We start from the raw sequence: 14,232 nt of genomic DNA, 5'->3' as shown, positions 1-14,232 counted from the left end.
GACGCCCGTCGGGTTGGACGGGTAGTTGAAGATCACCGCTTTTGTGCGGGGAGTGATCAGCGCTTCCAGTGCACCGGCATCCGGCAGAAAGCCGTTCTCGGATGTATCCAGGTAAACTGGGGTTGCCCCGGCCAGGTGGATCACCGGCTCATAGCCCGAGTAGATGGGGGCGGGAAGGATCACTTCATTGCCCTCTTTTAATAAGGTGCGGAGAGTGGAATCGATGCCTTCGCTGGCCCCGTTGGTGATCACGATTTCGTTCTCGGGATCATAGTGGAATCCGTATTTCTCATTGAAGGATGCCGAGACGCTTTCCCGGAGTTCTTGAAGTCCTGCATTGTGTGAGTAGCCGGTCCGGTTTTCGTTAATCGCCCTGATGGCAGCCCCCTTGACCCGTTCCGGGGTCGGGAAGTCGGGTTCTCCGATCGTCAGGTTGATGCCGTCCGGAATGCGGGCGACCCTGTTTGCGAATACCCGTACGCCGGGTGTGCTGATCTCCAGTGCTTTCTTGTTGATTCCTTGCAGTTTGTTCATAGCTGTCCCATCCTTCGGCTAACCGTGAATTTTTATTAAAAACGAATTGACAAACAATTTGGAGTGAAGTAACCTTTATAACTATACATAAATACTAATATACATTCACTCAAGAATAAAGGGTAAGTCAATAAATCCATAAAAGTAATGAGGGAGTCAGGATGAAAACAAAACAGTTCAGATTTGCTTGGATCACAGCCGTCCTTTCATTGACGATGCTGGCGGCAGGGTGCGGGCAGTCGGATCACGCGGAAGCTGATAGCGAACAGGTGCGGCTCCAGTTCGGACATGCCATTTCACTGGATACGCCCGCCGCGGAACTGATTGAGGAAATGGCGGCGAATGTCGAGGAACAGACCGAGGGACGCGTGGCATTTGATCTGTATCCGAACAGCCAGCTCGGCTCGGAAACCGAGATGATCGAGCAGGTGCAGATCGGTTCCATGGATGCAGCGGCCATCATGGTCGGCACGATGCAGTCGATGGACATCCGGATGGCCATCGAGGACCTTCCTTATATGTGGAAAGATGTCGACCATGCCCGTGCTGCCTACGACGGGGAGTTCGGGGACTATCTTGGTGAGATTGTCTCGGGGTATAACCTTAAGAAGATCGGCTACCTGGAGTGGGGGGAGCGCCATCTCACGAACAATGACGGGCCTGTCGTGAACCCGGAAGACCTGAAGGGGATGAAGATCCGGGTGGCGCAGTCGAGCCTCCGGATCGATGCTTTCGAGCAGGTCGGCGCACTGCCGACGGCAATGGCATTCAGCGAAGTGTATGGGGCGCTTCAGCAGGGAGTTCTCGATGCGCAGGAAAACCCGCTGGCAAACATCGTCGCCCCGAAATTCGACGAGGTCCAGGATTACCTGTCCCTGACCGGCCATTTTTATAACACAGTGATGCTGTTCATGAACGACGAGACGTGGGCATCCATCTCCCCGGAAGATCAGGAGGTCATTATGAACGAAGCGGACCGGATTTCGATGGAAATCCGCGAGCGGAATGACGGGATGGAACAGGAATACCTCGATACGCTCGAGGAACGGGGCATGGAGATTAACGACAATGTCGATAAAGAAGCGTTCCGTGAAGCGATGCTGCCAGTATACGACAAGTGGGAAGAAGAACATTTCGGAAGCGAACTCATGGACGTTTACCGTGCCGCTTCCGGATGGTGAAGCGCTGTTTTTGAAAACATCGATGTCTTTATGCATCCAGAGCATTAGGAGGAGCACTCTTTGGAAAAGCTTGCTACGATTTTGGCGAAACTCTTATCTTATTTATGCATCATCGCATTGGCCTCGCTGTCGGCCATTGTATTGATTCAGGTCATTTCAAGATTCTTTGATGTCTCACTTCCTGCCACGGAAGAATTGGCGAGGCTGCTGATCGTGTGGCTCACATTTTTGGGGACTGCCCTGGCCATTCATGAAAAAATGCATCTGGGCGTCAGGTACTTTGTCAGCCTGGCAAGTGAGCGGTACCAGCGAATCATCGATACATTCATTTATGTGCTGGTTGCCGTTCTGCTGGCCATTCTGGTCTTCTACGGCTTCAGTTTGTCGATGACGGCGATGACGAGCGCATCGGCAACGATGAGGATGCCGATGGGGATCTTCTACTTGGCCATTCCGGTCAGTTCCCTGTTCTCGCTTTACTTCACCATCATGCATATCGTAAAACCGAACCACGCTGAACAAAGGGAGGCGAGCTTATGATTGTCTCGATCCTGCTTGCCTTCTTCGCGCTTCTGTTTCTCGGAATGCCGATTGCATTCACGATCGGCTTCGTGTCGATCGGGGTTTTGCTGGTCAGCGGCACACCCCTGGAAGTCGTCGTCCAGCGGCTGTTCGCAGGGGTGAACAACTTCTCTTATTTGGCGATTCCGCTGTTCATCCTTGCCGGGAACATCATGGGCGAGGGCGGCCTGACCAAGCGGCTGATGGCGTTGGCTGACGCGATTGTCGGCAGGTTTTCCGGCGGCCTCGGAATGACCGCGGTCGTCACGAGTGCCTTCTTCGGCACCGTGTCCGGATCGACTGTCGCCACTACATACGCCGTGGGATCGGTCATTGTCCCGCGGATGAAAGAACAGAAATACAGCCATTCATTTATCGCAAGCATCATCGGGCCGGCCGGGGTGCTTGGATTGATTATTCCGCCGAGTATCACAATGGTTATTCTCGGCGTGACCACGAATATCTCGATCGGCAAGCTGTTTATTGCCGGCTTTATCCCGGGGATCCTCCTGACCATTATGCTCTGCATCTATGTGTCCTGGATGTCCAAGAAACAAGGCTTTGGCGTCGTGGAAAACGCGCATGTGAGCGGGAAGGAATTTGGGTCGATCCTCAAGTCTGCCCTGCTTCCGCTGTTGTCCCCGGTCTTTATCCTCGGCGGGATTTTCAGCGGGCTGGTCACGGCGACGGAAGCGGCGATCATTGCGGTCGTCTACGGATTCATTCTGTCGATGTTCTACGGGGAACTGAACTTCAAAAAGTTCAAGGACATCATGGCAAACTCCGCTGTGACGTCGGCGATTATTCTGATCATCATTTCGTTCGCAAGTGTGTTCACTTATGTGCTGACGGTGAACCGGCTGCCTGAAGTGATCTCGGACTTCTTCCTCGGATTCGCTTCGACACCGCTCCAGTTCCTGCTGGTCGTCTCGGTGATCCTGCTGATTCTCGGCATGCTGACGGAAGTGACGTCACTGATCATCCTGCTCGGCCCGATCTTCATGCCAATCGCGATGCAGTACGGCATCGACCCGATTCACTTCGGCATGGTCCTGATCATGAACTTCGCGCTGGCGAACATCACGCCGCCGGTCGGGCTGTCCACGATTGCGGGCGTTAACGTCACGGACCGGAAAATGGGGATCGAGCACACCTTCCCGTATATCCTGCATGTCATTGCGATTGTGGCGGTGATGGTCCTGCTGATCATCTTCGTGCCGCAGATATCGACGGTGCTGCCGGGTCTGTTCGGGGAATAAGGAGGGATCCGCATGATCAAACAGGTGAGTGAGAAAGAGTTCATCGAAAAGCCCCGCCGCGGTGACGGAAGCATGGAAATCTCCCGGATTGTCACCAAGGAAGACAAGATAGAAGGGATCGACCTGTTCGCCAGGGTCACCGTCCACCCGCATTCGGCGATCGGCTACCATATCCATGAAGACGATTCCGAAGTGTACTATCTATTGGAGGGAAAAGGAATCTTTAACGACAACGGAGAACGGGTGAATGTCCAAGCCGGTGATTTCTGTGTAATCCGGCAGGGGCAGGGACACGGAATCGAAAACCCGTATGACGAAAAGATTGAAATGATTGCGTTGGTATTTTGAATTGGTTCTTGAAATAGTGATGGGCAGCCAAACGGCTGTCCCAGACTGCAGACAAAGTGAGTGGATTACTCCTTTGTCTGCAGTTTTTTCTATTCCTGAAAATCCTTCGGATTTCCGCTGCGGGCCCTCGCTTACCGCGGGCGTTGCCTTAGCCTCCTCGAGCTGCGCTCTGCGGGGTCTTCGGCTAACGCTTTTCCCGCAGGTGTCTCGGGCCCTCCGCTTCAATCCGCCATATCGCTTATTGAGGCAAACGGTATCTGTTTATATGAGTAAGTTAACAGACTACAAAACGGGTGAATGAACCAATAATGTTGTTTCATTTGATGAAATCGTTACGGATAACGTTTCAGTTATTAAACTTGCGTTAGAACTTTTCATTCACTAATTATCTTGTGTAGAATCCATATTCAGGAAGTGGCTGTCCGTTTACGATGCGATGTTTACTTGGGAGTCACCGACCCTGCTCGGCGACCCATCCTCTAAAGGAATTTTAAGGGGCAAAACACTCATTATATCCGCTAAACGGACAAAACGGGGCTGCAAGAGAACTCAACTTCTACACATTATATGGCAAACGGCACGGACGTCGGGAGACACCTGCAGGAAAAGCCGGGCTGTCGAGACCCGCTTCATGCGGGGCTCGGCGCCGGCCTGCGGTAAGCGACCAGAGTCCGTGCCGTTTGCTGTTTTTATTCTTAGACTAACTTTGGGACAGCCCCATTTTGTCTGCAGTCTAGGATGGATAGCCAAACGGCTGTCCATCTTTTTTTGTCCGAGTGATTACCTCATGCAGACGAGTGGTTACCACGGCATATTCATCATTTACCAAAATGAATAAAAAGAAATGGTGCCATTGCCCCGATTTAAGGAAAGCGCTTTCCCATTCAAGTACTTCCGTATGATAGGCACGTTTTGGCAACTCCGATAAACTTGTTTGAAAGTACTGTCAATTTAGAAGGGGAGAAGGGGAAAGCATGCTGAAAGTAACGAAGAAAGCCAGGGTTGCTGCCGTGCTGGCGGGCACAATGGCAATCGGTACCGTTTTTGCAATGCCGGTGACGGCAGGAGGGGGAGCGGTGAACAAGCAGTGGGACCGGCCGGGGCCAATGTCGCCGGTTCTGCACCCGGGTTCCGTAAAGGGGGCCGGAATGGTCCAGGCGCCGCTGGACTCGATTGATGGGGCGATCGAGCAGAGCATCGCGGACAGGACCTTCCCGGGAGCGGTTGTTTTCGTGGCGAGGAACGGCCATGTTGTGAAGCATGAGGCTTATGGGCATTCGGCGCTTTACACGGATGACCGGTTCACGGAGATGGACGAGCCCGTCGCCATGACGGAAGAGACGATTTTCGACCTGGCTTCCATCAGCAAGATCTTCACGACGACCGCTGCGATGAAGCTGTACGAACAGGGGCTTTTCTCGCTGGATGATCCGGTCGCCGCGTACATCCCGGAGTTTGCCGACAACGGCAAGGAGGACGTGACGATCCGCCAGCTGATGACGCATACTTCCGGATTTACGGCGTGGGTCCCGCTGTACAGCCAGGGGGAAAGCCGGGAAGACCGTCTCGACATCGCCCACCGCTATCCGCTCGCCAATCCTCCGGGAACGAAGTATACGTACAGCGACCTGAACATGATCACGCTCGGTTCCCTGGTGGAGCGGCTTTCCGGGAAGCGACTGGACGAGTTCATCAAAGATGAAATCACAGGGCCGCTCGGAATGAAGGATACGATGTACAATCCGCCGGCAGAGCTGAAACACCGGATCGCCGCGACCGAATATCAGCCGGCACTTGGCCGCGGAATTGTCTGGGGCAGTGTCCATGACGAAAACGCCTGGTCGCTGGACGGCGTGGCGGGACACGCCGGTGTATTCTCAACGGCGTCGGATCTCGCCAAGTTCGCGCATATGTTCCTGAATGACGGCCGTTACGGCGGCAAGCGGATCCTGAAGCCGGAAACGGTCCGGCTTCTCGAGGAAAACCAGATCCCGGGGTTCCCGGGCAATGACCACGGGCTCGGATGGGAGCTGAACCAGGGCTGGTATATGGATGCGCTGGCTGATTCGGGTACGGCAGGCCATACAGGCTACACCGGGACGAGCATCGCCGTCAGCAAGAAAAACCAGACGATTGCCATCCTGCTCACGAACCGGGTGCATCCGTCGCGCAATACGATTTCCCTGAACACGATCCGGCGGACGGTTGCGCGCCATGTGGCGGATGCCATTCCGGCGCCGCTCCCGAAGCATGACGAGATGTGGTTCTCGGGTTACGGGGACCGGCTGGACCGGACGCTTGAGTTCCGGCTGAGTGGTGAGGCAACCGAGCTTTCGTTTGATTCCTGGCACCGCCTGGAGGACGGATCGGACTTTGGCCGTGTGGAAGTCTCTGCCGACGGGGTGGACTGGACGGAGCTCGCGGCCCTGACCGGAAACGGCGGCGATATGGAGCGGGTGACGGCAGAACTGCCTGAAGGCACCGAGTTGGTCCGTTTCCGCTATGACACCGACGCATCTGTGAACGGACGCGGCTGGTATGTCGGAAACGTGCTGGCGGATGGGAAAACGGTTGAGCCTTCCGGGGATACAGAGGGCTGGGCATTGAGAGACTATTAATAGGGAGGAATGAACATGCCGAGAATGCGGAAAGTGTGGCTGCTGCCGCTTTTGATCGCGGTTTTGATTGCAACGCCGGTCATGACAGGCGCGGGTGCTGCAAGTGCTGCGGAAGCATCGGACGTCAAAGACCTGGTGATTCTCCAGAATGTGCCGGAGATCGGCCATGAAACGGAAAACGGGGAGCTGCAGCTGACGGCACTCCATGTGTACCAGGACGGACATTTCAAGAAAACGGACGGCCAAGTTTGGTCTTCTTCCAATCAAACGGTCGCGTCCGTGGATGCGACGGGAAAGGTGACGGTCACCGGAAAGCCGGGGAAAACATGGATCAGCGTGACGGACGGAACGTATTCCGACCGGATTGCGATCCAGGCCAAGCCGGACCCGGAAGCAAGAGCCGGCAAGGGCAAGCCGCCTGTAAAGGTGACGGTTGTGAAAGAAAGCGGTGAGCGCTACCACATCGTGGACAACGCGATCCGCCTGATGACGATGGAGGAAAAAGTCGGGCAGATGCTCATGCCGGACTTCCGCAACTGGAACGGGGAAAACGTGACGGAAATGCTTCCGGAGATCGAGCGTCTCGTGAAGGACTACCACCTTGGCGGCGTGATCCTCTTCCGTGAGAACGTCGTGACGACCGAGCAGACGACCCGCCTGGCGGACGCCTACCAGGCAGCCTCCGAAAAGTACGGGATGTTCCTGACGATTGACCAGGAAGGCGGCATCGTGACGCGCCTGCAGTCGGGGACTGACATGCCGGGCAACATGGCACTCGGTGCAACCCGTTCCGAGGAACTGGCCTATGACACCGGGCGGGTGATCGGCGAGGAACTGGCTTCCCTCGGCATCAACTTCGACCTGGCACCGGTTCTCGACATCAACAACAACCCGGACAACCCGGTGATCGGCGTCCGCTCGTTCGGGGAAGACCCGGAGCTGGTCGCGGGCCTCGGAACGGCGTATGTAAAGGGACTCCAGGACACGGGCACGGCGGCGACGGCCAAGCACTTCCCGGGACACGGGGACACGGCGGTCGACTCCCATCTCGGCCTTCCTGAAGTGCCGCATGACAAGGAGCGCCTGATGGAAGTCGAACTGTATCCGTTCCAGCAGGCAATGAACCACGGGATCGATGCCATCATGACGGCTCACGTCACTTTCCCGAAAATTGATGACACGAAAGTCATTTCCCGGAAAGACGGCACTGAGATCCATCTTCCGGCCACGCTTTCTCATAAAGTGCTGACGGGACTTATGAGAGAAGAAATGGGCTATGACGGGCTCATCATCACGGACGCCCTGAACATGCAGGCGATTGCCGACCACTTCGGCCCGGTCGACGCGGTGATCAAAGCGATCCAGGCGGGCACCGACATCGTGCTCATGCCGGTCGGCCTGGAAACCGTAGCGAACGGCGTGTACGGCGCGGTCCGTTCCGGAGACATTTCCGAGGAGCGCATCGAAGCGTCCGTCGAACGGATCCTGACGCTGAAGCTGAAGCGCGGCATCATCAAGGAAGAAAATCCGCAGCCGGTTGAAGATAAGATCGCGAACGCTCTCCAAGTGGTCGGATCTGATGAGCACAAGGCTGTGGAACGTGAAGTGGCGGAGCGGTCGGTGACGCTCGTGAAAAACGAAAATGTCCTGCCGCTCACACCAAATGCGGATGACCGGATTGTCGTCGTCGGCAACACGTATATCGATGATCTGTACAACGCGGTAAAGGCGAAGCATGACAACACCATTCTGATCAAGGCAAGCGCGCCACTGACGGAAGAGCAACTTGCACAGGTGAGGGGAGCAAAGGCATTGATCGCGGGAACGGTCACATCGACCGTTTCCCAGCGCTCCGCGACCAGCGCGCAGATGCGGATGGTCAACCAGCTGATCACGGAAACCGACACACCGGTAATCGGTGTCGGCATCCGGAATCCGTACGACATCATGGCTTATCCGAATGCGGATGCCTACCTTGCGCAATACAGCTTCCGGAATGCGAGCTTTAACGCGACCGCAGCAATCCTGTTCGGAGAAGTGGCACCAAGCGGTACGCTGCCGATCACAATCCCGGGGGCTGACGGCGGTGTCCTGTACGGATTCGGCCACGGACTGACTTACTGAGGGGGAGAGTTCAATGAAAAAACGACTGATCGTCCTGCTGACGGCACTGCTCGTTTTGTCCACACTGACGGTCGCATTCGCCGACCATGACAAGGGCAACGGCAAGTCACAGGACCACAACAAGCATCGCAAAGGGCATGAAATCGCCCTTGGGGTGGATGTGCTGCTGGACGAACAAAAGCAGCTGATTGAAGGAAAGCGCGTCGGGCTCATCACGAACCCGACCGGTGTCGACAAGGACCTGAACAGCATTGTCGACCTGCTCCACAATGATCCGGAAGTCGAGCTGACGGCGCTGTATGGGCCTGAACATGGCGTGCGCGGTGACGCGCAGGCGGGCCAGTATGTAGATTACTACATCGACGAAGTGACCGGCCTCCCGGTCTACAGCCTGTACGGCAAGACACGCAAGCCGACACCGGAAATGCTCGAGAATGTGGACGTGCTCGTGTTTGACATCCAGGACGTCGGAACCCGCTTCTACACGTACATCTACACGATGGCACTCGCGATGGAAGCAGCGGAAGAAAAGGGCATTCCGTTCATCGTTCTTGACCGCCCGAACCCGCTTGGCGGGGAGAAGGTCGAAGGGCCTGTGCTTGATCCGGAATACGCCTCCTTTGTCGGACAGTACGCCATCCCGCTCCGCCACGGCATGACCGTCGGGGAGCTTGCCAAACTGTTTAATGCAGAATTCGGCATCGGCGCGGACCTGACCGTCGTGGAGATGAAGAAGTGGAAGCGCAAATCCTACTTTGACGAAACGGGACTACCGTTCGTCCTGCCGTCACCGAACATGCCGACACTGGAAACGGCCATCGCCTATCCGGGCACGGCACTGATTGAAGGGACAAACGTCTCCGAGGGAAGGGGCACGACCAAGCCGTTCGAACTGATCGGCGCACCGTTCATCAACAGCACCGAACTCGCGGCCGAACTGAACGCACTGGAACTCCCGGGCGTCAGCTTCCGCGCAGCGTCCTTCACGCCGATGTTCTCCAAGCACTCCGGCAAACTGTCCCACGGCATCCAGGTCCACATCACAGACCGTGACGACTACAAGCCGGTCGAAACCGGACTTCACATCGTCAAGACGATCCACGACCTTTATCCGGAAGACGTCACGCTCACCAGCTTCTTCGACAACCTGATCGGGAACGGCTGGATCCGCGAAGGCATCGAAAACGGCATGACCGTCGAAGAGATGAAAGCGCAGTGGGAAGAGGAACTTGAAGCGTTCAAGGAAGTCAGGGAAACATACTTGCTGTATTAAGCAATTAAAAAGCAGGCAGGGGATACGAAACGTTTTCCCTGCCTGCTTTATGTTGTGTTCGGGTTATTTAATCGTATTCCCGCCGTCAATCACGATGTTCTCACCGGTAATCAGATTCGTGGCATCACATGACAGGAACAGGGCCACAGCCGCGACTTCTTCAGGATAGCCGAAACGGCCGAGCGGGATGTCTTTCATCGCTTGTTCACCTTTTTCTCCGGCCCATGCTTCCCGGCCGAGCTTGGTCAAAATGACCGTCGGAGAAATGGCATTGACATTGATCTTGTACTGGGCCCATTCGTAGGCGAGCACCTTGGTCATGCCGAGCACGCCGGCCTTGCTTGCCCCGTAGGCGACATGGTTATCGAGGGCGATGAGGGCGGCCTGGGAAGCGATGTTGACGATTTTGCCTCCGGTGCCTTGCTCGATCATGACGTTTCCGACAGCCTGGCACATCTTGAAGGAGCCGGTCAGATTAATATCGATGGTTTTCTGCCAGTAGTCATCCGACAGGTTTTCTGCATCGTCAAGCAGTGCAATGCCGGCCGAGTTGACGAGGAGATCAATTTTGCCGAAGTGCGCCTTGGCTGCCCGGACGGCGTCGTTGATGCTCTGGTCGTCCGTGACGTTGCAAATCAGTCCGATGGCGTTTTCGGGGTGCATCTGCTTTGCGTGTTCCATGACATTCTCATTCAAATCGAGAAGGGCGACTTTCGCTCCTTTTTCGAGAAAAAGCTGTGCGGTGGCTTCGCCGATTCCGCTGGCGCCGCCGGTGATGACGGCTACTTTGTCTGTAAGGTTAAAGTTTTTGTCAAAGCCTTGAAATTCCATGGGAGCCTCTCTTTCGGGCTGGGCAGCCAGCCGGGTTGTAATCTGCGGTACCGTTCAGCCCCTGACCGCGGCGGACGCAGATTCTTCGGTGGATCGCACGTCGACATTTGCCGACAGTGCTTTCTGGATGATCTCATGGTCAAGCGGGGCATCGGTGATCAGTTTGTCCACATCTTCCAGTTTTGCGAAGGATGCACTGGACGACTTGCCGAGCTTGGAAGAGTCGACGAGAGCGATGATATTGGCAGCCCTCTTCGCGATTTCTTTTTTTAGGGCGACTTCATAAAGGTTAAAGTCCTCCAGTCCGTTTTCAACCGTAAATCCGTTGGCGGACGTAAACATCATGTCGATGTTGATGGAATCGAGCAGCTCGATGCCGAGCGTCCCCTCGATCGATGAAGAACGGCTCGTCACGACACCGCCTACCATGATGACAATTAAATTCGGATTTTCTTTCAGTTCCAGGGCGGTGTGGAGGCCTGTTGTCACGACAGTGAGCCGCATCGACAGCTGCTTGAGCTGTTTGGCAAGTTCCAGGGCGGTCGAGCTGGCATCAAGCATGAGGCACTGCTTGGGCTGGATCAGTTCAAGCGCTTTCAAAGAAATTTTTACTTTTTCCTCGATATTTTTCTTTTGCCGGACATCGAAACTGTTTTCCGGTTCCAGGCCCGGCTTCTCGTCATCGAGAATGGCCCCGCCGTGGGTTCTCTTGAGCAGGCCCATTTTTTCCATCGTGTTGAAGTCCGTGCGTAAAGTGGCCTCCGACACGCCCATTTCGGAAGCAAGCTCTTTTACAGTGACTCTCTTTTTTTCGTGCAGGACTTCCATGATCCTGTCTCTTCTTTCACTCACGAACATTTTCATGATACTCACCTTTAATTCCATATTGTCTTAATCTTATTCCAATTTTTAAATTGAATCAATGATGGTTTTATATATTTTCGAAAACTGCTGTTTTCAACGAAAACAAAAACTTATCAATAGAATTCAAAAATTAACTTGACAGGAAACGCTGAAATAGTAGAATTAAAACAAAATATTTGAAAACGATTTCAGATTTGGAGGAGGATGAACATGGTCAATACCCTGAATCAGCAGCAATCCGAAAACCTCGAAATTCCCGCAACAATGAAGGCCGTTGTGGCCTACGCACCGGGAGATTACCGATATGAAGAAGTCGAAACGCCAAAGCTTGCGAATGAACACGAAATCATCATCAAAGTCGAGGCGTGCGGAATCTGCGCCGGCGACATCAAAGCCTACGATGGAGCGCCAAGCTTCTGGGGGGATGAGAAACAGCCCGCCTATATTAAAGCACCGATGATTCCGGGCCACGAATTCATCGGCCATGTCGTCCAGAAAGGCGACGCAGTGACTGATTTTGAAATCGGTGACCGTGTCATCTCCGAACAGATCGTCCCATGCGAAACGTGCCGCTTCTGCAAACGCGGCCAATACTGGATGTGCGAAAAGCATGATCTCTACGGCTTCCAGAACAATGTCAACGGAGCCATGGCAGAGTATATGAAATTCACCAAGGAAGGCATCAACTACAAAGTGCCGGCTGATCTTCCGATTGAAAAAGCGATTCTCATCGAACCGTACGCCTGCAGCCTGCATGCCGTGCAACGGGCCAATATCCAGCTCGGGGATGTCGTCGTCCTGTCGGGCGCGGGAACACTGGGCCTCGGCATGATCGGCGCCATCAAGAAATCCGGTGCAGGCAAGCTGGTCGTCCTTGATATGAAAGAAGACCGGCTGGAGCTGGCGAAGGAATTCGGAGCGGACATCGTCCTGAACCCAGCCAAGACCGATGTGGTACAGGAAATCAAGGACATGACCGAAGGATACGGCTGTGACGTCTACATAGAAGCGACCGGTCACCCGGCTTCTGTCGAGCAGGGTCTGCATGCCATTCGGAAGCTCGGCACATTCGTGGAATTCAGCGTCTTCTCGGAGCCGGTTGCAGTCGACTGGAGCATCATCAGTGACCGCAAAGAGCTCGACGTTCTCGGTTCTCACCTCGGGCCGTATTGCTACCCGCTCGTCATTGAAGGGATTGCAAACGGGGACTTCCCGACAGAAGGCGTCGTCACCCATCAGCTGGATCTCGAAAAGTTCGAAGAAGGATTCGATCTGATGAAAAAAGGCGAAAAGTCGCTGAAAGTCATTCTAAAACCTTGATGGGATAAAAGGGGAGAACGGGATGGGAAATTTAATCGGAAATCAATCGTTTCTTGACCGGATTGGAATTCCTTCACACCTGATATGGGGCTATGTCGGGGTGCTGATTTTCATGATGGGTGACGGGATGGAGCTGGCCTGGATCAGCCCATACCTGGTGGACCAGGGGCTGACGGTCCAGCAGGCGGCCTTCCTCACGACCGCTTACGGCATTGCCATCGCCATTGCAGCATGGTTTTCCGGTGTCCTGGTTGAAGCAATCGGACCGAGAAAGACGATGATGCTGGGTGTCGCTTCGTATGTCATCGGACACGTGCTGTTCGTGGGACTTGCGCTTCCCGCGCTCAACTACTCACTGATGATCCCGACTTACGCGGTCCGGGGCTTCGGCTATCCGCTGTTTGCGTATGCGTTCCTTGTATGGATCACTTACCGGACACCGGCCAACCAGCTGGGCAAGGCGGTCGGCTGGTTCTGGTTTGTCTTTACCGGCGGGCTGAGCGTGCTCGGCGCCTTTTACTCAAGCTGGTCGATTCAGGCGTTCGGCCATGTCCCGACGCTTTGGAGCGCCATTATCTGGGTGCTGATCGGTGCATTCCTGGCCATTGTCGTCAACCGCGACCAGTTTGACGGCGTGGAGAAAACAGAAGAAAACGGCTCGAAATTCAAGGAGCTGATCAATGGCCTGACGATCCTCAAGCGGGAGCCGAAGGTCGGAATTGCCGGAATCGTCCGGGTCATCAACCAGTCCTCGCAATATGCGTTCCCGCTGTTCCTCCCGCTTTATCTCGGAGACAAGGGGATCAGCACCACGCTTTGGCTGAACATCTGGGGAACGATTTTCATCTCCAATATCGTCTTTAACCTGATTTTCGGATTCCTCGGGGACAAATTCGGCTGGAGAAACACCGTCGCCTGGTTCGGTGCGTTCGGCTGCGGGATCTTCACGCTGATGCTGTTCTACACACCGCAGTTCTTCGAGGGCAATGTGGTCCTCGTCGCAATCGTGGGCATGCTCTGGGGAGCCTGCATCGCCGGTTTTGTTCCGCTTTCCGCACTGACCCCGTCCCTTGTAGGAGACGGAGACAAGGGAGCGGCGATGTCGATCCTGAACTTGGGCGCCGGACTGTGCGTATTCGTCGGACCGGGAATTGTCGCCTTGTTCTACAACATTGTCGGCACGGCCGGCCTCATGTGGATTCTTGCGGGACTTTACTTTATCGCGTTCGTGCTCACCATGCTTCTGAAGCTGCCGGATGAGGTGGCGAACAAGCAAAAAGCCGAGCTGGCCGAGAGTGCAGCAACCAAGATTTAAAGCA

Annotated in this window: 12 protein-coding genes; 9 read left to right on the top strand and 3 right to left on the bottom strand. The window is 54.9% G+C overall.

All coding sequences use genetic code 11. The annotated features are described in order from the left end of the window. The coding region (locus C772_RS05800) for an aminotransferase class I/II-fold pyridoxal phosphate-dependent enzyme (RefSeq protein ID WP_035001554.1) at positions 1-534 on the bottom strand (534 nt) is incomplete at its 3' end. Positions 535-695: 161 nt separating this feature from the next. Here C772_RS05800 and C772_RS05795 point away from each other — a divergent pair. The 7 genes from C772_RS05795 to C772_RS05765 all read left to right on the top strand — a co-directional run bounded on the left by C772_RS05795 (position 696) and on the right by C772_RS05765 (position 9,898). After that, positions 696-1,715 (top strand): DctP family TRAP transporter solute-binding subunit, encoded by a 1,020-nt coding sequence (locus C772_RS05795; protein ID WP_008298164.1) that lies wholly within the window; start codon positions 696-698, stop codon positions 1,713-1,715. A gap of 60 nt (positions 1,716-1,775) precedes the next feature. Next, entirely contained in the window at positions 1,776-2,255 is a 480-nt protein-coding gene (locus C772_RS05790) for a TRAP transporter small permease (RefSeq protein WP_008298157.1), read from the top strand. Further along, on the top strand, positions 2,252-3,535 hold the full coding sequence (locus C772_RS05785; protein ID WP_008298156.1) for a TRAP transporter large permease: 1,284 nt from the start codon (positions 2,252-2,254) through the stop codon (positions 3,533-3,535). The genes C772_RS05790 and C772_RS05785 overlap by 4 nt, the downstream gene beginning before the upstream one ends. 12 nt (positions 3,536-3,547) lie before the next feature. After that, positions 3,548-3,883 (top strand): cupin domain-containing protein, encoded by a 336-nt coding sequence (locus tag C772_RS05780; protein WP_008298155.1) that lies wholly within the window; start codon positions 3,548-3,550, stop codon positions 3,881-3,883. 974 nt (positions 3,884-4,857) lie between these two features. Continuing rightward, positions 4,858-6,501, top strand: coding sequence for a serine hydrolase (locus C772_RS05775; RefSeq protein ID WP_008298154.1), 1,644 nt, complete (start codon positions 4,858-4,860; stop codon positions 6,499-6,501). Between the two features lie 15 nt (positions 6,502-6,516). After that, positions 6,517-8,625 carry a glycoside hydrolase family 3 N-terminal domain-containing protein gene (locus C772_RS05770; protein WP_008298153.1) on the top strand — a complete coding sequence of 703 codons (2,109 nt, stop codon included), beginning with the start codon at positions 6,517-6,519 and terminating at the stop codon, positions 8,623-8,625. 13 nt (positions 8,626-8,638) lie between these two features. Further along, positions 8,639-9,898, top strand: coding sequence for an exo-beta-N-acetylmuramidase NamZ family protein (locus tag C772_RS05765; RefSeq protein WP_008298152.1), 1,260 nt, complete (start codon positions 8,639-8,641; stop codon positions 9,896-9,898). 63 nt (positions 9,899-9,961) lie between these two features. On the opposite strand, the gene C772_RS05760 is transcribed toward C772_RS05765, so the two are convergent. Next, positions 9,962-10,729, bottom strand: a complete 768-nt coding sequence (locus C772_RS05760; protein WP_008298151.1) for an SDR family oxidoreductase — start codon at positions 10,727-10,729, stop codon at positions 9,962-9,964. A 54-nt stretch (positions 10,730-10,783) separates the two neighbouring features. Then, positions 10,784-11,593: a DeoR/GlpR family DNA-binding transcription regulator gene (locus tag C772_RS05755; protein WP_008298150.1), complete on the bottom strand. Its 810-nt coding sequence runs from the start codon at positions 11,591-11,593 to the stop codon at positions 10,784-10,786. Positions 11,594-11,803: 210 nt separating this feature from the next. On the opposite strand from C772_RS05755, the gene C772_RS05750 reads away from it, so the two are divergent. Beyond that, complete coding sequence (locus C772_RS05750) at positions 11,804-12,913, top strand: MDR/zinc-dependent alcohol dehydrogenase-like family protein (protein WP_008298149.1); 1,110 nt, start codon at positions 11,804-11,806, stop codon at positions 12,911-12,913. A 22-nt stretch (positions 12,914-12,935) separates the two neighbouring features. Then, positions 12,936-14,228, top strand: coding sequence for an MFS transporter (locus tag C772_RS05745; protein WP_008298148.1), 1,293 nt, complete (start codon positions 12,936-12,938; stop codon positions 14,226-14,228). The last annotated feature ends 4 nt before the right edge of the window (positions 14,229-14,232 follow it).

Origin of the sequence: Bhargavaea cecembensis DSE10, assembly GCF_000348905.1 — a bacterium.
Taxonomy (GTDB): Bacteria; Bacillota; Bacilli; order Bacillales_A; family Planococcaceae; genus Bhargavaea; species Bhargavaea cecembensis.
This window is presented reverse-complemented; position numbering and strand designations above follow the sequence as displayed.